The following is a 21,100-nucleotide window of genomic DNA, read 5'->3' on the forward strand; positions in this document are numbered from 1 at the left end:
GTCAGGAGATCGGCTCGCCGAGATCGCCGGTGAGGTAGTGCTGAAGGGTCGGAGCGACCGTCGCCACGAGCGCCTCCACGTCGGCGGCGGCCACCGGTTGCACCTCGGCGACGTAGCGGGCCATGCCGAGTCCGAGGAGCTGGGTGGCGCACAGTGCCGCCCGCAGGTCCGGCCGGTCGGATCCCGCTGCCGCCGTGATCGCGGGAAGAAGCTTCTTCAGGAGGACCTTCTTGAGGAACTCCAGCGCCTCTCCGTGGGTGGAGATGCTGCGCACCAGCGCGACGAACGCGCTGCCGCCCGCGCCGTCCCAGGTGGCGACGAACCGGCGCACGATGTTCTCGCCGAGCCGATCCGGCCCGTCGGCCGTCACGTCCTCGATGATCTCCCTGACGTCGAACGGTGTGTTCAGCACGGCCTGGGCGAACAACCCGTCCTTGCCGCCGAACCAGTGGTTGACCATCGCCGCGTCAACACCTGCTCGCGCCGCGATGGCCCTGACGGTGGCGTTGTGGTAGCCGCTCTCGGCGAAGACGTCCCGCGCGGCGGCAAGCAGCCCCGCCCTGGTGTCCGCTCCGGCCGGTCGCCTTCCCCGCCTCCGTGCGGCCTGTGGCTGTCGCGTGTTCTCCCTCGCGGTCGTCATGTCACCCGTTTCGCCGTCGTCACGTCACCCATGATGCCGCAGCGCCGGGCCGTTCCTCCTTCGCGCGGGCCATCACCCGGTGACGACCCCGGTGCGGGCGGCGGCACAATGAACGCATGGTGACTGCCCAGACTTCCCACACCGCGGCAGGCGGGCTGGGCGAGGTCAGCCCGAGTCGTGACGACTTCAGGGCGCTCGCGCGGGACCGCAGGGTGATCCCCGTGGTGCGGCGGTTGCTCGCCGATGCGGACACGCCCGTGGCGCTGTACCGCAAACTGGCAGGCGACCGGCCCGGTACGTTCCTGCTGGAATCGGCGGAGAACGGGCAGTCCTGGTCGCGCTGGTCGTTCATCGGGGTGGACAGCCCCGCCGCGCTCACCGTCCGTGACGGCAAGGCGGTCTGGACGGGGGAACCCGTCGCCGGACTCCCCACGGAGGGAGATCCGCTGACCATCCTGCGCGAGACGGTCGAGAGGTTGCACACCGAGCCCCTGCCGGGTATGCCGCCGCTGACCGGTGGCATGGTCGGTTACCTCGGCTACGACGCCGTTCGCTGGCTGGAACGCCTTCCCGAGCTGGCCGAGCGGGACCTCGACATCCCCGAGCTGACGATGCTGCTCGCCACCGATCTCGCGGCCTACGACCACCACGAGGGCACGGTGACACTGATCGCCAATGCCGTGAACTGGGACGACTCTCCCGAGCGGGTGGACGCGGCCTACGACGACGCTGTGCGGCGGCTGGCCGCGATGACCGAACGCCTCGCCGATCCCGCACCCGCGACCAACGTGGTGTTCGAGCGGCCTGCTCCCGAGTTCACCCGGCGGCGCACCAAGGAGGACTTCCACGCCGCCGTGCGCAAGGCCGTGGAGGCCATCCACGCCGGAGAGGCGTTCCAGATCGTGCCGTCCCAGCGGTTCGAGATGCGCACGGGCGCCGACGCCCTCGACGTGTACCGGGTGTTGCGCACGTCCAACCCGAGCCCCTACATGTATCTGCTCCGGCTTGACGGGTTCGACATCGTGGGTTCGAGCCCCGAGTCGCTCGTGACGGTGCGCGACGGGCGGGCCAGTACCCATCCGATCGCGGGAACCCGGTGGCGCGGCGCGGACCCCGAGGAGGACGCGCAGCTGGCCAAGGACCTCCTGGCGGACGAGAAGGAACGTGCCGAGCACCTGATGCTCGTCGATCTGGGCCGCAACGATCTCGGCAAGGTGTGCCGCCCCGGCACCGTCAGGGTGATCGATTCGTTCACCATCGAGCGCTACAGCCACGTGATGCACATCGTCTCCACCGTCACGGGCGAGCTGAAGGACGATGCGACCGCCTTCGACGCGGTGCTGGCGTGCTTCCCGGCTGGCACACTGTCCGGCGCGCCGAAGGTCAGGGCCATGGAGCTGATCGAGGAGCTGGAACCCACCAGAAGGGCGCTCTACGGCGGCATCGTCGGGTACCTCGATTTCGCGGGTGACGCCGACACCGCCATCGCCATTCGCACCGCACTGATGCGGGACGGCGTCGCCTACGTTCAGGCGGGTGGCGGTGTCGTGGCGGATTCCGACGCAGAGTACGAGGACAACGAGTCGCTCAACAAGGCCAGAACCGTGTTGTCGGCCGTGGCCGCGGCGAACACGATCGCCCCCGCGAAGGCGGCCGGTACCGGTGCCTGATCCAGCTAAACGTCCACTGTGGATCGTCGTGGTGCTGCTGGTGCTCGCCGCGGCGACGATGTGGGGCACGGCGTCGATCACGTGGATCGACGTCCCGGAAGGCACGGTGTTCGACGGCGAGTTGCGGGAGCGCATCTCGGGCGGCGATCTGGTCACGTGGCCCGTGCCACTCGCGCTTCTCGCGCTGGCCGCTGTTGCGGCGACCCTCGCTCTGCGCGGTGTCGCACGCAGGGTGCTCGGCGTCGTGCTCATCGCGGTGGCGGTGTGGGTGGCCGTGCTCGTTTTCGACGGTTCGGCCTACGACGTGAACACCTCGACGCGGGCACCCGGCTACGACACGATGCCGGGGGAGCCGGTGAGAACGTGGCAGGGCCCCGCCCTCGCGCTGACCGGAGCGGCGCTGTACACCCTCGCGGGCCTCGTGCTCGTGTGGCGGGGACACCGCATGCCCCGCATGGGTGCGAAGTACTCCGCACCGGGTGACCGCAAACGGGTCACGCGATCGGGCAACCCCGACGCCGACCTGTGGAACGCGCTCTCGGAGGGTGAGGACCCCACGACACGCGATCGTTGACGCCGGTGTTTGTTTCCTGGCGGACAAGGCGAAACACGACCCCAGGCCGATGTGGGACATCGCGCGGGTTAGCATCGAATCGGCGGGAAGGGGAAGGTTTTTGTGAGCCACCTTGCGAGTGAATCAACAGGCGTCGCGACTCCCGGCGGGGCCGCCCGGTGAGCGTTCTGGAAGACATCATCGCTGATGTGCGGGCCGATCTCGCCGAGCGCGAGGCGGCACTGCCGTTCGACGAACTCAAGCGCCGTGCCGCGGCAGCGCCCGAGCCGAGGGACGTGATGGCGGCGTTGCGCGAATCCGGCATCGCCGTGATCGCGGAGGTCAAGCGCCGCAGCCCGTCCAAGGGCGATCTGGCCGCGATTCCCGATCCGGCGTCGCTCGCGAAGGACTACGAGGACGCGGGCGCGCGAGTGATCAGCGTTCTCACCGAGCGTCACCGGTTCGGCGGTTCGCTCGCCGACCTCGACGCGGTCAGGGCAGCGGTCGATGTTCCGTTGCTGCGTAAGGATTTCATCGTCAGTCCGTACCAGGTGCACGAGGCGCGGCTGCACGGCGCCGACATGGTGCTCCTGATCGTGGCGGCGCTCGAACAGAACGCCCTCGTGGCTCTGCTCGACCGCGTCGAGTCGCTCGGCATGACGGCGCTGGTGGAGGTGCATAACGCGGAGGAGGCCGATCGCGCACTGGAGGCGGGGGCGTCCGTCATCGGTATCAACGCGCGCAACCTGCACACGCTCGAGGTGGACCGCGACGTGTTCGGCAGGCTGGCGCCGGGGCTTCCGATGGACGTCTACAAGGTCGCGGAGTCCGGCGTGCGGGGTCCCGGCGACCTGATGGCCTACGCGGGACACGGCGCCGACGCCGTCCTCGTCGGAGAGGGTCTCGTCTCGACGGAGGACCCGAAGGGTGCGCTGGTGAAGCTCGTGACGGCGGGGTCGCACCCGGCCTGCCCGAGGCCGAGCCGATGACAGGAGCGGACACCGTGGGCACGCAGCAGTCGGCCACTTCGCACGATCCCGACGAGCGAGGGCACTTCGGCCCCTACGGGGGGCGTTACCTTCCCGAGGCGCTCATGGGCGCGCTGGAGGAACTCGCGGCCGAGTACGACAAGGCGAGGACCGACCCCGAGTTCACGCAGGAGTTCGAGCGCCTGCTCTCCGGGTACGCGGGGAGGCCGTCCCTGCTCACCGAGGCACCCCGGTTCGCCGAGCACGCGGGCGGTGCGCGCATCTTCCTCAAGCGCGAGGACCTCAACCACACCGGATCACACAAGATCAACAACGTGCTGGGTCAGGCTCTGCTCACCAAGCGCATGGGCAAGACTCGCGTGATCGCCGAGACGGGCGCAGGACAACACGGCGTGGCGACCGCCACGGCCTGCGCTCTGCTCGATCTCGACTGCGTGATCTACATGGGTGAGGTGGACACACAGCGGCAGGCCCTCAACGTGGCCCGCATGCGCCTGCTCGGCGCCGAGGTGGTGCCGGTGCGGACCGGCTCAAGGACACTCAAGGACGCCATCAACGAGGCGCTCCGCGACTGGGTGGCCAATGTGGACAACACGCACTACCTGCTCGGCACCGCGGCAGGCGCGCACCCGTTCCCGCTCATGGTACGCAACTTCCACAGGGTGATCGGCGAGGAGACGCGGAGGCAGATCCTCGACCTCACGGGCAGGTTGCCGGACGTCGTGGCCGCGTGCGTCGGAGGTGGCTCCAACGCCATCGGTATCTTCCACGCTTTCCTCGACGACCCCGGCGTGCGGCTGGTGGGTCTCGAACCGGGAGGGAAGGGACTGGACAGCGGCGAACATGGTGCGACGCTGACGCAGGGCACTCCAGGCACCTTGCACGGAGCCATGTCCTACCTGCTCCAGGACGAGGACGGGCAGACTATCGAGGCGTACTCCATCTCGGCCGGTCTCGACTACCCCGGTGTCGGTCCCGAGCATTCGTGGCTGAAGGACACCGGCAGGGCCGAGTACCGGGCCGTCACCGACGCCGAGGCGATGGAGGCGTTCCGGCTGCTGTCGCGGACGGAGGGCATCATTCCCGCGATCGAGTCGGCGCACGCCCTCGCCGGCGCGATACGGCTCGGCAAGGAACTCGGTCCCGGTGCGCACATCGTCGTCAGCCTCTCGGGAAGGGGCGACAAGGACGTGGACACCGCGGCCAGGTACTTCAACCTCGTGGAGGACGTGTGAGCAGGCTCGCCGAGCTGTTCGACAGCACAAGGGCCGAGCGGCGGGCGGCCCTTGTCGCGTACCTGCCTGCCGGGTATCCCACCGTGGACGGCTCGAAGGAGCTGATCGCCGCCACCATCGACGCGGGTGCCGATCTCGTGGAGGTCGGCGTGCCCTACTCGGACCCGGTGATGGACGGCCCGACCATTCAGGGCGCTGCCGACACCGCGTTGCGCAACGGGTTCAAGCTGCGGCACCTGTTCGAGGTCGTGGAGTCGATCGCCTCGCGAGGGGGCAGGGCGGTCGTGATGACGTACTACAACCCGGTGCATCACTACGGGGTCGCTGCGTTCGCGCGGGACCTGGCCTCGGCAGGCGGGCTGGGGCTCATCACGCCCGATCTCACGCCGGACGAGGCATCGGAGTGGATCGCGGCGTCCACCGAGCACGGGCTCGACCGGATCTTTTTGGTCGCACCGTCGTCGTCCGACGACCGCATCGCGATGACGACGAAGGCCACGACGGGGTTCGTGTACGCGACGGCCGTCATGGGTGTGACGGGCGCGCGGGATTCGGTGGGCGGCGCGGCGTCGGAACTCGTGCGGCGCACGAGGCAGCACACGGACCTCCCCGTCGGAGTGGGCCTCGGCGTGCGCTCGGGGGACCAGGCCGCCGAGGTCGCCGGTTTCGCCGACGCGGTGATCGTGGGATCCGCGCTGGTGGCGAAGGCGGGCGAGGGGGCGGGGCCGCTGGCCGCACTGACCTCCGAACTGGCCGACGGGGTGCGCAGGCCGGTTCGCTGACACCGCAGAACCCGTGAGCTCCGACCAGGCCGGTTTCACGGCAAAGTGGTAACTCGTGGTGGGGGTCGCACCGGAGCGTGCGGTGTCGCGCTACGGTGACCACTGTGAACACCGCGTCCACGTATTTCCTCGCGAACATTCCGAGCCCCGACAGGGGCGTCTGGCAGCTCGGACCGCTGTCGCTTCGGGCCTACGCGCTGTGCATCATCGCCGGGATCATCCTCGCGATCTGGTGGGGTGAGCGGCGGTGGGTGCAGCGCGGCGGCACCAAAGGCACCATCGTCGATATCGCGGTGTTCGCCGTCCCGTTCGGCCTCGTGGGCGGCAGACTCTACCACGTCATCACCGACAACCAGCTGTACTTCGGCGAGGGCAAGGACCCGATCAGGGCGCTCTACATCTGGGAGGGCGGCCTCGGGATCTGGGGCGCCATCGCCCTCGGCGCGGTGGGAGCGTGGATCGCCTGCCGGAGGAAGGGCATCCCACTGCCCGCGGTCGCCGACGCGATCGCGCCCGGCATCGTGGTCGCGCAGGCGATCGGCCGCCTCGGCAACTACTTCAACCAGGAACTGTACGGCGGGCCGACCGACCTGCCGTGGGGTCTTGAGATTTACGAGCGGGTCGATCCCGACACCGGACTGCCCGACGCGCTCAACGGGGTGGCCGTTTCCGACGTGCCGCTGGCGGTCGTGCATCCGACGTTCCTCTACGAACTGCTGTGGAACCTCGGCGTCGCGCTGCTCGTGGTGTGGGCCGACCGGCGCTTCCGCCTCGGACACGGGCGGGCTTTCGCGCTTTACGTCGCGGGCTACACGGCAGGCCGGTTCTGGATCGAACTCATGCGCACCGACCAGGCCAACCACATTCTCGGTCTCCGGGTGAACGTGTGGACGTCGCTGGTCGTCTTCGTGGGCGCGGTGGCCTACCTGGTGTTCGCGAAGCGTCGCGGTCCGAGGGAGCGGCCCGAGACGCTCGCGACCGATCCCGCAGGAAGCGACGCGTCCGGCTCGCCGGACAGTGCCGGATCGTCCGGCTCGCCGGACCACAGTGAATCGTCCGGCTCGCCGGACCACAGTGAATCGTCCGGCTCGCCGGACAGTGACACCTCCGGGCGGACCACCGACCCCACCGACCCCACGGACTCCGCCGACACGGACCGCATCGACGGCGGTGCCAGCGGCGGCAGCGACGACGCCGGTGAGAGCCGACGTGATGGGGAGCGGTCGGACGGTGCCGCGCCGAGCGCGGACCTCGGCGATGCTTCCTCGTCGAGCAGCCGCTGAGCACGTGAGCATGGGGGCAGGCGGGCCGGATGTCCGCCTGCCCCCGCTGCTGTTTCGGGAACCGTCCGTTCGGCCGAGTGGGTTGGCGCGGCCGGGTCAGATCGGGCGCACGGGAGCCACCACGGGACAGCCGCCGGTGGTGGTGAGCACCTCGGCCTCCGCCGCGTAGTGGGTGCGTAGCCGCTCTGTGGTGAGCACGTCGCGAGCGGTACCGGACACCACAACGTTGCCGCCGTCGAGCAGGAGCAACGTGTCGGCGTACTGGGCGGCGAAGGTCAGGTCGTGCAGTGTGGTCACGACCGTGATGCCGTCCTCGGTTCTCAGCTTGTCGAGCCTCTCCAGCAGGGCCTGGGCGTGGCCGATGTCGAGGCCGGACGTGGGTTCGTCCAGCAGCAGTACCCGCGTGCGCGTCGTGAGCACCCGTGCCAGCACGGCACGCTGACGCTCTCCGCCGGAGAGCGTGCCCAGCGGGCGCCCCGCGAGGGCGCCGAGATCGAGCCGGTCGAGCGTCTCGCGCACGATGTCGAGATCGGCGGTGCTCTCCCTGCCGAGCGGGCTCAGGTGCGGCGTTCGCCCGAGCAGCGCGTAGTCGGTCACGGTGAGCCCGTCGGGGAGCACCGGGCTCTGAGCGGCGTAGCCGACGAGCGTGGCGCGCTGCCTGCGCGTCAGGGTGCCGGTCGGCGCATCGTGCACGGTGATGGAGCCGTCGTGAGCCACGAGTCCCACGACGGCTTTCAGCAACGTGGACTTGCCTGCGCCGTTCGGGCCGACGATCGCGAGCCAGCCGCCCTCCTCCACCTCGACGGAGACGTCGTGGACCACCGGTCTGCCGTGGTAGGCGACCCCGACGCCGTCGAGTCGCAATGCTGTCACGATGAGCGTCCTTTCGACGCTGTCACAATGAGCGTCCTTTCGACGCTGTCACAATGAGCGTCCTTTCGACGCTGTCACAATGAGCGTCCCTTCGACGTACGCAGGACGATGGCGAAGAACGGCGCACCCGCGAACGCCGTCACCACGCCGAGCGGAAGCTCACCCGGCATCGCGGTGCGGGCGACGTAGTCGGCGCCGATCAGGAAAGCCGCCCCGCCGATGAGCGAGAGCGGCACGATCACGCGATAGCTCGCGCCGACGAGCAGGCGCACGACGTGGGGCACGACGATGCCGACGAACCCGATCAGCCCGCTCACCGCGACGGCGGCGGCGGTGGCCAGCGAGGCAGCGCCGAGCAGGACGAGGCGCAGCAGCCCTGGCCGGAGACCGAGCGAGGCGGCTTCCGCGTCGCCGAGCGCGAGGACGTCGAGAAAGCGAGCGCACACGCACAACACCACCGAGGCGACGGCGACGTAGGGCAGCGCGAGCCAGACGTCGGTCCATCCGCTCACGTTCAGCCCACCGAGGGTCCACGTGTACACCTGTTTGAGCGTTTCGGTGTTGAGCTGCTGCACGAACGTCTGCACGGCGGTGAGGAACGCGGTCACCGCCACACCCGCAAGCAGCAGTGTCGCGGTGCCCCTCCCTGTGGAGCGGCCGAGAGCCCAGCTCAGCCCCACCCCGCCGAGCGCTCCGGCGAAGGCGGCGAGCGGCACCGGAACCACGAGCCACGTCGTCACCACCGGAGCCAGCACCATGACGAGGGTGGCCGCCATGCCCGCACCGGCCGCGGCCCCCAGCAGGTACGGGTCGGCCAGTGGGTTGCGGAAGACGCCCTGGAAGGCGGCCCCCGCACTCGCGAGTGCGGCGCCCACGATGCCGGCGAGCAGTACCCTCGGCACTCGCAGCTCCCAGATGATGGCGGCCTCGCGTTCCGAAAGCGGTGACGTGGTGCCGGTGACCTGAGCGACGATCTCGGCCAGCACCCGCTGCCAGCCCAGCTCACCCGAGCCGGCCACCACCGCGAACACGCACACCACCAGCAGCACCACGAGGGCGAGCAGCACCGTGCCCGGCCGGAGCCGGGTGGTGTGCTCGCCCTCGCGCGTGCGCCGAACCGAGCGTTTCAGCACGGTCAGGCCGCGGCCTTCGTCACGCTGTCGGCCACGGAGCGCACGAAATCGACGATCCTCGGCGTCCACCGCGACGCGGCGTCGTCCGGCAGTTCGATCACCTGGTCCTGCTTGACGGCGGTCAGCGTGTCCCAGCCCGGCCGCTTCGCGACGGTCTTGGTGTTCTGCGCGCAGCACTGCGTGTCCGCGAGGAAGATCAGATCGGGGTCGGCCGAGAGGATGGTCTCCGCCGAGAGCTGCGGGTAGCCACCGTGCGCGGAGGGGTCGTCCTGGTCGGCGATGTTGGTGAGACCGAAGAGGCCGTACACCTGGCCGATGAAGGTCTCCGACGTCACGCTGTAGAAGCTCGGGTCGAGTTCGTGGTAATAGCTCAGGCCCTTACCCGCGTCACCGACGTCGGCGACCAATTTCTCGATGTCCTGCTTCGTCTGCTTCGCCAGGTCGGCGCCCTCCTCCGGGTGTCCCGTCGCCTTCCCCACGAGTTCGAACTGCTCGTACATCGACTCCAGCGTCGTCGGCGCCGTGAGCACGAGCGTGGGAGTCCCGGTCTTGGCCAGCGCATCGGCCAGTTTGCCCTCGGTGTCGGACTCGACGATGACGAGGTCGGGGTTGTGTCCCGCGATCTGCTGCGGGTCGGGGCTCAGACCCGACATCTCGGTCCTCGGCGCGTTCTCCGGATGGGTGGACATCTCGTCAACGGCCACGACCTGTTCGCCCGCACCCACGGCGAACAGGACCTCGGTGGTCGAGGGGGACAGGGACACGATCCGCTCGGGTCGCTTCTCCAGCGTGACGGCAGGGGCGCCTTCCGGTGTGAGTTCGACAGGGAAGCCCCCGACACCACTGCTGCCTGCCGTGGTGTCGGGGGCTTCCTCCTGGCGCTCGGCGCAGGCGGTGAGGGAGAGGACCAGAAGGAGAGGGAGGAGCAGGAACCGTCTCAAGGGCAACATCGGACCTCGACTTCTCGGCCGGCGTTTCGGCCGCGCCGGGACCGTCGGCCGGTCGCGGACGCCGCACCTCTGCGCCGGAGGCGGTCATGGCGTCACGTGAACGGTCAGGCGACCTGGCTCGGCCCCTGTCACGGCGCGGTCATCAGCCGTCACAAAGAGTCCATCACAGTTGCGGCACAGCGCCGGATTCTCACCGGACTTCGCTCCCGCTCACGTCGCCGGTGACAGTACCAGGCGGTGTGTTCGCGTAAACTCGGGTAACCAGCTCGACAACGCTACCGACGAGGTCGGTGGCGAGTCCTCGACAGGGCCTGACCGGCGGGGTACCCGGCACGACGGGGTACCGATGCGGGCCGAAGGATGTTGCCGGATCGTGACGGCGAACCGGCGAAATGGCTGATTCAACCCATGTCCGAAACATTTCCCAGCTGTTAAAGTCGCGCTAATCAGCGGGCCATTGTCGTCCCGTGCGCAGCACGAGAAGAGCACGACGACGACGCAGGAGGGTCCTTTTGATCTTCTCCGCGATTCCCGAGAAGCAGGGCGCCTACGATCCCGCGGCGGAAAGAGACGCGTGCGGTGTGGCCATGGTCGCCCACATCAAGGGTGCCCGCTCCCACGACATCGTCACCGACGGTCTGACCGCGCTCACGAATCTTGACCACCGTGGAGCGGCGGGCGCGGAACCCACCAGCGGCGACGGCGCGGGCATTCTCGTGCAACTGCCCGACGAGCTTCTGCGGGCGGACGTGGACTTCGCGCTTCCCGAGCCCGACGAGCGAGGCCAACACCGCTACGCGGCGGGGCTGGCGTTCCTCCCACAGGATCAGGGGCCGAGGGCGAGGGCGGTGGAGCTGGTGGAACGCATCGCCGCTGAGGAGGGGCTCGCGGTCCTCGGCTGGCGTGCGGTTCCGACCGACCCGGATGCCGCCGACGTCGGGCCGACGGCGCGGTCGGTGATGCCGCACTTCGCCATGCTGCTCGTCGCGGCCGTCCCCGATGCCGACGGCGCTCGTGCCGCGGGCATCGACCTCGACCGGCTCGCCTTCTGCCTGCGTAAACGCGCCGAGCACGCGAGTGGTGCCGAGGGCTGCGGCGTGTACTTCCCGTCGCTGTCGGCGCGGACACTCGTCTACAAGGGCATGCTCACGCCGACCCAGCTTCCGCTGTTCTTCCCCGATCTCCGTGACGAGCGGCTCGCCAGCGCCATCGCGCTCGTGCACAGCCGGTTCTCGACCAACACGTTTCCCTCGTGGCCGCTCGCGCACCCGTTCCGGTTCGTCGCGCACAACGGTGAGATCAACACCATCAGAGGTAACCGGAACCGGATGCGGGCCAGGGAGGCCTTGTTGGCCTCCGATCTCATCCCCGGAGACCTGAACAGGCTGTATCCCGTGTGCTCCCCCGGCGCCTCCGACTCGGCGTCGTTCGACGAGGTACTGGAACTGCTGCACCTCGGCGGCAGGACGCTGCCGCACGCGATCCTCATGATGATCCCCGAGGCGTGGGAGAACCACGCCACCATGGACGAGGACAGAAGGGCGTTCTACCAGTTCCACGCGAGTCTCATGGAACCGTGGGACGGCCCGGCATGCGTGACGTTCACCGACGGTTCGCTCGTCGGAGCGGTGCTCGACCGTAACGGGTTGCGACCGGCGCGGTGGTGGCGAACCGCCGACGACCGCATCGTGTTCGCCAGCGAGAGCGGCGTGCTCGACGTGGCTCCGGACGAGGTCGTCGCCAAGGGCAGGCTCAAGCCGGGCCGCATGTTCTGCGTTGACACCGCAGCGGGCCGTGTTGTGGACGACGATGAGATCAAGGCAGGGCTCGCGGCACAGGCTCCCTACGGTGAGTGGCTGCATGCCGGGCTGCTGTCGCTCGACCGGCTCGCAGGTCGGGAGCACGTGACGCAGACCCACGCCTCCGTGCTGCGCAGGCAGCTCACGTTCGGTTACACCGAGGAGGAGTTGAAGGTCCTGCTGGGCCCGATGGCGCTCGCGGGCGCCGAGCCCGTCGGTTCGATGGGGTCGGACACGCCGCCGTCCGTGCTGTCCAAGCGATCGCGGCTGCTGTACGAGTACTTCAAGCAGGGGTTCGCGCAGGTCACCAATCCGCCGCTCGACGCGATCCGCGAGGAACTCGTCACCTCGATGAGCAGGGTGATGGGGCCCGAACAGAACCTGCTCGCACCGGGACCGGCGTCGTGCAGGCACATCCAGCTTCCCTCGCCGGTGATCGACAACGACGAGCTGGCCAAACTCGTCCACATCAACGACGACGGAGACCTCCCGGGATTCGCCTGTACTGTCCTATCGGGACTGTATGAAGTGGATGGTGGGGGCGAGGCGCTCGGCAGGGCCGTCGAGCGGGTGCGGCGGGAGGCGTCCAAGGCGATCGCGGCGGGAGCCCGCACACTCGTGTTGTCCGACCGCGACTCTGACCACCGCATGGCGCCCATTCCCTCGCTGCTGCTCGTGTCGGCCGTGCACCACCATCTCGTGCGAACCAAGGAGCGCTTGCGGGTGGCTCTCGTGGTGGAGACGGGGGACGCACGGGAGGTCCACCATGTGGCGCTGCTGATCGGGTACGGCGCCGCCGCGGTCAACCCGTACCTGGCGTTCGAGTCGATTGAGGACATGCTGGCCAGGGGCGTGATCGAGGGCTCTGATGCGCGCACGGCACTGCGTCACTACATCGCCGCGCTCAACAAGGGCGTTCTGAAGATCATGTCGAAGATGGGGATCTCGACCGTCGGCGCCTACACCGGTGCGCAGGTGTTCGAGGCGCTCGGGCTCTCGCAGGATCTCCTCGACGAGTACTTCACCGGAACCGTGTCCACCCTGGGTGGCGTCGGCCTCGACGTGCTGGCCGAGGAAGTCGCCGTCCGGCATCGCCACGCGTATCCGGACAACCCCGCCGAGCGTGCGCACCGCAGGCTGGAGACGGGCGGCGACTACGCCTACCGCAGGGACGGCGAGCTGCACCTCTTCACGCCCGAGACCGTGTTCCTCCTCCAGCACGCGAGCGCGTCGCGACGGCAGGAGGTGTACCGGCGTTACGTCGATGAGGTCAACCGGCTCAACCGCGAGGGCGGTGTGCTGCGCGGCATGTTCGCGTTCAAGAAGGGCGAGCGTGAAAGCGTGCCGATCGACGAGGTCGAGTCGGTCGAGTCGATCTGCCGTCGATTCAACACGGGCGGAATGTCGTACGGTTCGCTGTCGATGGAGGCGCACCAGACGCTGGCCATCGCCATGAACACCATCGGGGGCCGATCCAATTCAGGCGAGGGTGGCGAGGACCCCGAGCGGCTGCACGACCCGCTGCGCCGCAGCGCCGTCAAGCAGGTCGCCAGCGGGCGATTCGGCGTCACCAGCGAGTACCTGGTGAGCGCCGACGACATCCAGATCAAGATGGCGCAGGGAGCCAAACCCGGCGAGGGTGGGCAACTGCCGCCGAACAAGGTCTACCCGTGGATCGCCAGAACCCGGCACTCCACGCCGGGCGTGGGGCTGATCTCACCGCCACCGCACCACGACATCTACTCGATCGAGGACCTCGCACAACTGATCCACGACCTCAAGAACGCGAACGAACGCGCCCGGATCCACGTCAAACTCGTGAGTTCGCTCGGCGTCGGGACCGTGGCGGCGGGAGTGTCGAAGGCACACGCGGACGTGGTGCTGATTTCCGGGCACGACGGTGGAACCGGGGCGTCGCCGCTCAACTCGCTCAAGCACGCGGGCACGCCGTGGGAGATCGGACTGGCGCAGACACAGCAGACCCTGCTGTTGAACGGACTGCGCGACCGCATCACGGTGCAGGCCGACGGCGGCTTCAAGACAGGCCGCGATGTCGTCGTCGCAGCGCTGCTCGGGGCCGAGGAGTACGGCTTCGCCACCGCGCCGCTGGTGGTGGCGGGCTGCGTGATGATGCGCGTGTGTCACCTCGACACCTGCCCTGTCGGCGTCGCGACCCAGAACCCCGCGCTGCGCGAGCGGTACACCGGCCAGGCCGAGCACGTCGTGAACTTCTTCCGGTTCGTGGCTCAGGAGGTGCGGGAGTACCTCGCGCTGCTCGGGTTCCGGTCGCTCGACGAGGCCGTCGGCAGGGCGGACCTGCTCGACGTCGATGAGGCCGTCGAGCATTGGAAGGCGAAGGGACTCGATCTTTCACCGATCTTCGCCGTACCGCAGGGTTCGCCGTACGGCGGTGCACCGAGGAAGGTCCGCGAGCAAGATCACGGGCTCGACAAGGCGCTGGACCGTACTCTCACCCAGCTCGCGGAGGCGGCGCTGGAGGACGCCCGGCCCGTGCGGCTCGACCTGCCGGTGCGCAACGTCAACCGCACCGTCGGGACCCTTCTCGGCGCGGAGGTCACCCGCCGGTACGGCAGCGCGGGACTGCCGGACGACACCATTCACGTGCGGCTCACCGGCTCAGCAGGCCAGTCGCTCGGCGCGTTCCTGCCGCCTGGCGTGACGTTGCACCTGGTGGGCGACGCGAACGACTACGTAGGCAAGGGACTGTCGGGTGGGCGGATCGTCGTCCGTCCACACCCCGAGGCGCCGTTCGCCGCGGAGGAACAGGTCATCGCGGGCAACACCATCGCCTACGGCGCCACCTCGGGCGAGGTCTTCCTCAGAGGCCAGGTCGGCGAACGGTTCGGGGTGCGGAACTCGGGCGCGTTGCTGGTCGCCGAGGGCGCAGGCGATCACGCCTTCGAGTACATGACGGGTGGTCGTGCGGTCGTACTCGGCGGGACGGGAAGGAACGTCGCCGCCGGGATGTCGGGGGGAATCGCGTTCGTGCTGCGGCTCGACGAACGCGATCTCAACCCCGCGATGGTCGAGCTGCTCACCCCGGACGCGGAGGATCTGGCGTGGTTGCGCGAGGTCGTGCGACGCCACCACCACCTCACGGGTTCGCCGGTGGCGGCCTCCCTGCTCGGTGACTGGGGACGGCGCTCGGTGACGTTCCGGAAGGTGCTTCCGACTGACTATCGCCGGGTGCTGGAAGCGACCAGGACGGCGAGGGCGCAGGGCAAGGATGTGGACGAAGCAATCATGCAGGAGGCGACGCGTGGCTGAGGATGGTGTGTCAGCTACGTGCGCCGACCGGGTGCGGGTGTCCCGCAGGATACGGAGGCGACGCGTGGCTGAGGATGGTGTGTCAGCTACGTGCGCCGACCGGGGTGGGCCCCCTTCGCGGCTTGGGCCGCGGTTGGGGAGGGTGTCCCGCAGGATACGGAGGCGACGCGTGGCTGAGGATGGTGGTGCAGCCATGTGCGCCGACCGGGGTGCGGGTGTCCCGCAGGATACGGAGGCGACGCGTGGCTGATCCCAAGGGTTTTCTGCGGTACGACCGCGTCGATCCGCCCAAGCGTCCCCGGGACGAACGGGTCTCGGACTGGCGGGAGGTGTACGCCGACCTCGACGCGGCGGAACGCGACCGTGCGGTCCGTACTCAGGCGACGCGGTGCATGGACTGTGGCATACCGTTCTGCCACTCCGGCAGCGCGGGTTGCCCGCTCGGGAACCTGATCCCGGAGTGGAACGATCTCGTGCGCCAGGGGGATTGGGCACGCGCGGCCGACCGTCTGCACGCGACCAACAACTTCCCGGAGTTCACGGGCAAGCTGTGTCCCGCGCCGTGCGAGGCCGCGTGTGTGCTGGCGATCTCGCCGTCGTCGGGTGGCCCTGTGAGCATCAAGCGCGTCGAGGAGACCATCGCCGCTCACGCCTGGGAGTCAGGGGAGGTGCGTGCGCAGCAGGCCACCGTGTCCACCGGCCGGTCGGTCGCGGTGGTGGGCTCGGGTCCGGCAGGGCTGGCGGCCGCGCAGCAGCTCACCCGCGCAGGGCACGAGGTGACGGTGTTCGAGCGCGACGACCGCCTCGGCGGCCTGCTCCGTTACGGCATTCCCGAGTTCAAGATGGAGAAAAAGGTCCTCGACCGCAGGCTCGCGCAACTGCGTGAGGAGGGGACGACCTTTGTCACCGGCTGCGAGGTCGGTGTCGATGTCACCGTGGAGCAGCTGCGGGAGCGCTTCGACGCCGTCGTGCTGGCGGTGGGCGCGTTGCGTGGCCGTGACGACACCTCGACTCCCGGCAGGGATCTGGAGGGCATCCACCTCGCGATGGAGTACCTCGTCCCGGCGAACCGGGAGTGCGAGGGCGACGGTCCCTCAGCCGTGCGCGCCGATGGCAAGCACGTCGTGGTCGTCGGCGGCGGCGACACGGGCGCAGACTGCTACGGAACGGCGATCCGGCAGGGCGCGCTGTCGGTGACGCAGCTCGATCGGTACCCGCAGCCACCGTCCACACGGGATGACGAACGGTCGCCGTGGCCGACGTGGCCCTACGTCCTGCGCACCTATCCGGTTCACGAGGAGGCGGGTGAGCGGCGCTTCGCCGTGGCGGTGCAGCGTTTCGTCGGAGACGACGAGGGGCGAGTCCGCGAGATCGAACTGCGCCACGTGGAGGTGCGCAGAGATCCGGAGACGGGGAACCGCGAGGTGGTTCCCATCGGCGAGGAGATCGACCGGCTTCCGGCCGACCTCGTGCTGCTGGCCATCGGGTTCGACGGGGTCGAACGGATGCCGCTGCTCGACGGGCTCGGACTCTCGCTGACGGGGCGCGGCACGGTGTCGTGCGGCCCGGACTGGCAGACGCGGGCGCCAGGGGTGTTCGTGTGCGGCGACGCTCACCGAGGCGCCTCGCTGGTGGTGTGGGCCATCGCCGAGGGGCGTTCGGCTGCGAGGGCGGTTGACGAGTATCTGACCGGCGCCTCCGACCTTCCCGCACCGGTCCACCCGACGGCACTGCCGCTGGCCGTCTGACCCGAACGACGCCGCTGAGTGTGCTGAGCTGCCCACCAGCGACGGCTCGTGATCACTTCCCTCGCTCGGCGGTACCACAATCGGGCGACATCTCGGATCGTTCCTACCACTCAGTTGGCAACTCACCAACGACGTGGAGGAGCCGGGATGAAGCGAGGGTTGTCGCGGTCGGTCACCCTGATCGCGGCCGGTCTGGCCGCTGTGGGTCTCTCCGTTCCCGCGAGTGCGGAAGCGACGAAGGTCAGCAGTTCACTCGACGTGGCGGTCAATGACGTCAAGGGCGCCGCAGCGACGGCACACGAGGTCACCGACTACTGGACCCCCGAGCGCATGAGAGCGGCTGTCCCGATGGACAGCCTCGCCACCGTGAGCGCCGAGGCAGGCGGCACCGCGGTCGCCGAGGCCGAGTCGCTCGCGGACGTCGCGAGGGGTGTGGAGCGCACGGTGCCGGGAGTGAGCCCGCAGGCGTTCCCGACGTCGGGTGAACCGTGGAGCGGTGGCGGCGAGGTGGCCGACACCGCGGGCCGGGTGTTCTTCACGTTCAATGGCAACCCGGCTTCGTGCAGCGGTAACGCGGTCACCAGCGACAACCGCAGCGTGGTGATCACGGCGGGTCACTGCGTGAAGTACCAGGGAAGCTGGCACACGGATTGGATCTTCGTGCCGGGCTACGACAACGGGCAGGCTCCCCACGGCGAGTGGGTCGCGCGCCAGACGCTCACCACGCCGCAGTGGGAGCAGAGCGAGGACATGAACTACGACATCGGTGCCGCCGTGGTGGAACCACTCGGCGGTGCGTATCTGACGGACGTCGTCGGCGCGCAGGGCATCGCGTTCAATCAGCAGCGCGACCAGGACATGTACGCCTTCGGCTACCCCGCGGCCGACCCGTACGACGGCAGCACGCTGATCCATTGCAGTGGCACCACGTTCACCGATTTCCTCCTCACCGACGACCACGCGATGAGCTGTGACATGACGGGTGGTTCGAGCGGCGGTCCGTGGTTTGTGAACTTCGACGAGAGCACGGGGACGGGCGTGCAGGCTTCGGTGAACAGCTTCGGCTACACCTTCCTGCCTGGCTACATGTTCGGCCCGTACTTCGGCTCGGACGCCGAGGCGCTCTACGACGCCGCCTCAGCGGCCTGAGTCGTGGCCACCCCAGGAGCTGTCCGTGAGGCTGCCAACACGGAGAGTGTGAGATCGTCACGGGTGATCTCACACCTCCCACGGGCCCTCCCGGGGTGGCCGGTTCGTATGCTGGGGGCGTGAACTGGACTGTTGACGTCCCCATCGACGCCCTTCCCTCGCTGCCGCCGCTTCCCGCCGAGCTGCGCAAGCGCCTGGACGACGCACTGTCCCGTCCGGCCGCGCAGCAGCCCGAATGGCCCGACACCGACGCGGTCTCCCGCGTCAGGTCGGTGCTGGAGAGCGTGCCACCGATCACGGTTCCCGCCGAGGTCGATCGCCTGCGCGAGCGGCTGGCCATGGTGGCGCGCGGCGAGGCCTTCCTGCTCCAGGGCGGCGACTGCGCCGAGACGTTCGAGTCCAACACCGAGCCTCATATCAGGGCCAACCTGCGCACCCTGCTCCAGATGGCCGTCGTGCTCACCTACGGTGCCAGCCTGCCTGTGGTGAAGGTGGGCCGAATCGCGGGCCAGTACGCCAAGCCGAGGTCGAACAACACCGACGCTCTCGGCCTTCCGGTGTACCGGGGCGACATCGTCAACTCGCTCGTGCCCGACCCCGAGCTTCGCGTCCCCGACCCAGGCCGCATGATCCGCGCCTACGCCAACGCCGGTGCCGCGATGAATCTCGTGCGAGCGCTGACCGGTGCGGGAATGGCGGACCTCGCGCAGGTGCACGACTGGAACAAGGACTTCGTGCGTACGTCGCCCGCCGGTGAGCGGTACGAGGCGCTGGCCTCCGAGATCGACAGGGGCCTGCGGTTCATGGCGGCCTGCGGAGTCAGCGACACATCCCTGCACTCCACCGAGATCTTCGCGAGCCACGAGGCGTTGTTGCTCGACTATGAGCGGGCGATGCTGCGGCTGGACGACCCCACCTCCGACGACCCTTCGTTGTACAACCTGTCGTCGCATTTCCTGTGGATCGGCGAACGGACCCGCCAACTCGACGGCGCCCACATCGCGTTCGCCGAACTGCTCGCCAACCCCATCGGCATCAAGATCGGCCCGACCACGACCCCTGAGCAGGCCGTCGAGTACGTCGAGCGCCTCGACCCGAGGAACGAGCCCGGCAGGCTCACCCTGATCTCCAGGATGGGCAACGGCAAGGTTCGCGAGGTGCTGCCCGCGATCGTGGAGAAGGTCGAGAGCTCGGGTCACAAGGTGATCTGGCAGTGCGACCCGATGCATGGCAACACGCACGAGTCGTCCAACGGCTACAAGACCCGGCACTTCGACCGCATCGTGGACGAGGTGCAGGGCTTCTTCGAGGTGCACCGCAGGCTCGGCACCTACCCGGGAGGCATCCACGTCGAACTTACCGGGGAAGACGTCACGGAGTGTCTCGGCGGGGCGCAGGACATCTCGGACCTCGACCTCTCCGGCCGTTACGAGACGGCGTGCGACCCGAGACTCAACACGCAGCAGTCGCTGGAACTGGCGTTCCTCGTCGCGGAGATGCTGCGGGCCTGAACGGTCACGGGCAGAGCTGGGCCAGCGCCGCCATCGACTTGGTGACGGCGTCGGCCAACGCCCCCACCTGGTGAACGGCGTCACCGCCGGTGTTGAGGCCGACGTGCACCCCGTCACGGTAGGTGGCCACCGCGAAACCCACCGACTGGTGGGGAGCGAGCGGCACCACAGGGTAGGTCTCGCAGAGCGCGGCGCCGTCGAGTGACAGCGGCAGACGCGGCAACGGCACGGTGGTGATCACGGTGTCGAACAGTGCCGGTGCGGCGTGGGCGACAGTGCGCGTGGCGAGGCGGTGAACGACGCTGGGCAGCCGTTCGGCGAGAATGGGCAGGGCACCTGCCCCGCGCCACGGCCCCGTCCGCTTGTTGCGGTTCATGGCACCGGACACCGCGCGGAGCCTCTCCAGCGGGTCGTCGAGACCGACGGGGAGTTCGCAGAGATAGCTGGAGAGCGCGTTGCCGCAGGCGTCCTTGCCGCGCCGTCGCCGGGTGCTGACCGGCACGAGGGCGCGCAGCGTCCGCAGCCGCTGCTCCTCGCCTCTGCCCCGCAGCCATTCGCGTAATGCTCCGGACAGCACGGCGAGGACCACGTCGTTGGTGGTTCCCCCCTGTGCTCTGCGGACCCGCCGCACGTCGTCGGCGTCGAGCCGCACGAACCCGAGCTGCCGCCGCGCCGACAGCCCGGTGATGGTGGGGGACAGGGGGAACGGCCGCACCGCACGAAGAAGGTCCGCCGCGATACCCACCGACTCGACCGTCTCACCGACCATCCGCTGCGCGCCGCGCCACAGACTGCCCAACAGGGGAGCGTGGTCGGCCCCGCCCGAAAGCGAGGGGCCAGGCATCGCCTGCGCGGTCTGAGCCTGATCAAGCAGTCCCAGCACGAGTTCGGCAGCCCCCGCGCCGTCGCACAGAGCGTGGTGGATCTTGACCAGCAGAGCGAAGCGCCCCTCCGGCAAGCCGGTCACCACCTGGACATTCCACAGCGGTGCCCTCGGGTCCAGTGCCGTGGCCAGCCACCGGGAAGCGTGGGCCGTGAGCGGATCGGCCCCCTCGGAGGTGACCTGGTGGGTGCTGACATGGGCTGCCGCGTCGAACCGGGGGTCGGTCTCCCATCGGTCGGGCAGCAGTGGCCCGCCCGATCGCAGCCGCAGCCGCAGCCTTGGCACCCGCTCCGCCCTTTCGGCGATGAGAGCGGCCACCGCGCGGGCATCGCGGTATTCCCGGCTTCCCGAACGGGCGGAGCAGGCAGAGCCACGAGCGCGGTGCGGCGGTGAGAAGACCCCGACCGCTCCCATGTGCATCGGTGTGGCGGGCTGGTCAACGCAGAGGAATGCCGTGTCCAGCGCGCTGAGCCGGTCGGATGGCATCGCGCCTCTTTCGGGAGTCGGGGACATGGTCTGCCGCCGCTGGCCTTGGGGACGGTGCGAGAACGTGCCGCACCGCCTCCATCTTCGGCCACCTCACCGTGCCCGTCGAGCCGCCCGAGGGTGAAACC

Annotated in this window: 15 protein-coding genes; 10 read left to right on the forward strand and 5 right to left on the reverse strand. The window is 69.2% G+C overall.

All coding sequences use genetic code 11. The annotated features are described in order from the left end of the window. Position 1: 1 nt before the first annotated feature. Positions 2 to 640: a TetR/AcrR family transcriptional regulator gene (locus tag SACXIDRAFT_RS16600; RefSeq protein ID WP_006239766.1), complete on the reverse strand. Its 639-nt coding sequence runs from the start codon at positions 638 to 640 to the stop codon at positions 2 to 4. A gap of 116 nt (positions 641 to 756) precedes the next feature. Here SACXIDRAFT_RS16600 and SACXIDRAFT_RS16605 point away from each other — a divergent pair, with 116 nt between their 5' ends. The 6 genes from SACXIDRAFT_RS16605 (at position 757) to lgt (ending at position 7,152) form a co-directional block, all read left to right on the forward strand. Then, positions 757 to 2,310, forward strand: coding sequence for an anthranilate synthase component I (locus SACXIDRAFT_RS16605; protein ID WP_006239767.1), 1,554 nt, complete (start codon positions 757 to 759; stop codon positions 2,308 to 2,310). Next, the gene (locus SACXIDRAFT_RS16610; RefSeq protein ID WP_006239768.1) at positions 2,303 to 2,884 is read left to right on the forward strand and encodes a Trp biosynthesis-associated membrane protein; all 582 of its coding nucleotides are present in this window, start codon (positions 2,303 to 2,305) and stop codon (positions 2,882 to 2,884) included. Before SACXIDRAFT_RS16605 ends, SACXIDRAFT_RS16610 begins: the two co-directional genes overlap by 8 nt. Positions 2,885 to 3,042: 158 nt before the next feature. Further along, a complete protein-coding gene (gene trpC, locus SACXIDRAFT_RS16615; protein ID WP_006239769.1) occupies positions 3,043 to 3,852 on the forward strand; it encodes an indole-3-glycerol phosphate synthase TrpC in 810 nt (269 codons plus the stop codon). Then, on the forward strand, positions 3,849 to 5,087 hold the full coding sequence (trpB, locus tag SACXIDRAFT_RS16620) for a tryptophan synthase subunit beta (protein ID WP_006239770.1): 1,239 nt from the start codon (positions 3,849 to 3,851) through the stop codon (positions 5,085 to 5,087). Before trpC ends, trpB begins: the two co-directional genes overlap by 4 nt. After that, on the forward strand, positions 5,084 to 5,869 hold the full coding sequence (gene trpA / locus SACXIDRAFT_RS16625; RefSeq protein ID WP_006239771.1) for a tryptophan synthase subunit alpha: 786 nt from the start codon (positions 5,084 to 5,086) through the stop codon (positions 5,867 to 5,869). The genes trpB and trpA overlap by 4 nt, the downstream gene beginning before the upstream one ends. A gap of 104 nt (positions 5,870 to 5,973) precedes the next feature. Further along, positions 5,974 to 7,152 carry a prolipoprotein diacylglyceryl transferase gene (lgt, locus tag SACXIDRAFT_RS16630; protein WP_050986949.1) on the forward strand — a complete coding sequence of 393 codons (1,179 nt, stop codon included), beginning with the start codon at positions 5,974 to 5,976 and terminating at the stop codon, positions 7,150 to 7,152. Positions 7,153 to 7,248: 96 nt separating this feature from the next. Here lgt and SACXIDRAFT_RS16635 read toward each other — a convergent pair whose 3' ends face one another. From SACXIDRAFT_RS16635 to SACXIDRAFT_RS16645, 3 genes are all read right to left on the reverse strand, one after another. Next, positions 7,249 to 8,025 carry an ABC transporter ATP-binding protein gene (locus tag SACXIDRAFT_RS16635; protein ID WP_006239773.1) on the reverse strand — a complete coding sequence of 259 codons (777 nt, stop codon included), beginning with the start codon at positions 8,023 to 8,025 and terminating at the stop codon, positions 7,249 to 7,251. Between the two features lie 74 nt (positions 8,026 to 8,099). After that, positions 8,100 to 9,158 carry a FecCD family ABC transporter permease gene (locus SACXIDRAFT_RS16640; RefSeq protein ID WP_006239774.1) on the reverse strand — a complete coding sequence of 353 codons (1,059 nt, stop codon included), beginning with the start codon at positions 9,156 to 9,158 and terminating at the stop codon, positions 8,100 to 8,102. Positions 9,159 to 9,160: 2 nt separating this feature from the next. Beyond that, a complete protein-coding gene (locus SACXIDRAFT_RS16645) occupies positions 9,161 to 10,108 on the reverse strand; it encodes an ABC transporter substrate-binding protein (RefSeq protein ID WP_006239775.1) in 948 nt (315 codons plus the stop codon). A gap of 512 nt (positions 10,109 to 10,620) precedes the next feature. On the opposite strand from SACXIDRAFT_RS16645, the gene gltB reads away from it, so the two are divergent. The 4 genes from gltB (at position 10,621) to SACXIDRAFT_RS16665 (ending at position 19,603) form a co-directional block, all read left to right on the forward strand. After that, positions 10,621 to 15,195 (forward strand): glutamate synthase large subunit, encoded by a 4,575-nt coding sequence (gene gltB / locus SACXIDRAFT_RS16650; RefSeq protein WP_006239776.1) that lies wholly within the window; start codon positions 10,621 to 10,623, stop codon positions 15,193 to 15,195. 242 nt (positions 15,196 to 15,437) lie between these two features. After that, on the forward strand, positions 15,438 to 16,943 hold the full coding sequence (locus tag SACXIDRAFT_RS16655; RefSeq protein ID WP_006239777.1) for a glutamate synthase subunit beta: 1,506 nt from the start codon (positions 15,438 to 15,440) through the stop codon (positions 16,941 to 16,943). Between the two features lie 147 nt (positions 16,944 to 17,090). After that, positions 17,091 to 18,092 carry a trypsin-like serine peptidase gene (locus SACXIDRAFT_RS16660; protein WP_006239778.1) on the forward strand — a complete coding sequence of 334 codons (1,002 nt, stop codon included), beginning with the start codon at positions 17,091 to 17,093 and terminating at the stop codon, positions 18,090 to 18,092. A 119-nt stretch (positions 18,093 to 18,211) separates the two neighbouring features. Beyond that, positions 18,212 to 19,603 (forward strand): class II 3-deoxy-7-phosphoheptulonate synthase, encoded by a 1,392-nt coding sequence (locus SACXIDRAFT_RS16665; RefSeq protein ID WP_040922233.1) that lies wholly within the window; start codon positions 18,212 to 18,214, stop codon positions 19,601 to 19,603. A gap of 4 nt (positions 19,604 to 19,607) precedes the next feature. Here the strand turns inward: SACXIDRAFT_RS16665 and SACXIDRAFT_RS16670 are convergent, their stop codons facing one another. Then, the gene (locus SACXIDRAFT_RS16670) at positions 19,608 to 20,972 is read right to left on the reverse strand and encodes a wax ester/triacylglycerol synthase family O-acyltransferase (protein WP_006239780.1); all 1,365 of its coding nucleotides are present in this window, start codon (positions 20,970 to 20,972) and stop codon (positions 19,608 to 19,610) included. Positions 20,973 to 21,100: the final 128 nt, after the last annotated feature.

The organism is Saccharomonospora xinjiangensis XJ-54, assembly GCF_000258175.1.
Classification (GTDB): Bacteria; Actinomycetota; Actinomycetes; order Mycobacteriales; family Pseudonocardiaceae; genus Saccharomonospora; species Saccharomonospora xinjiangensis.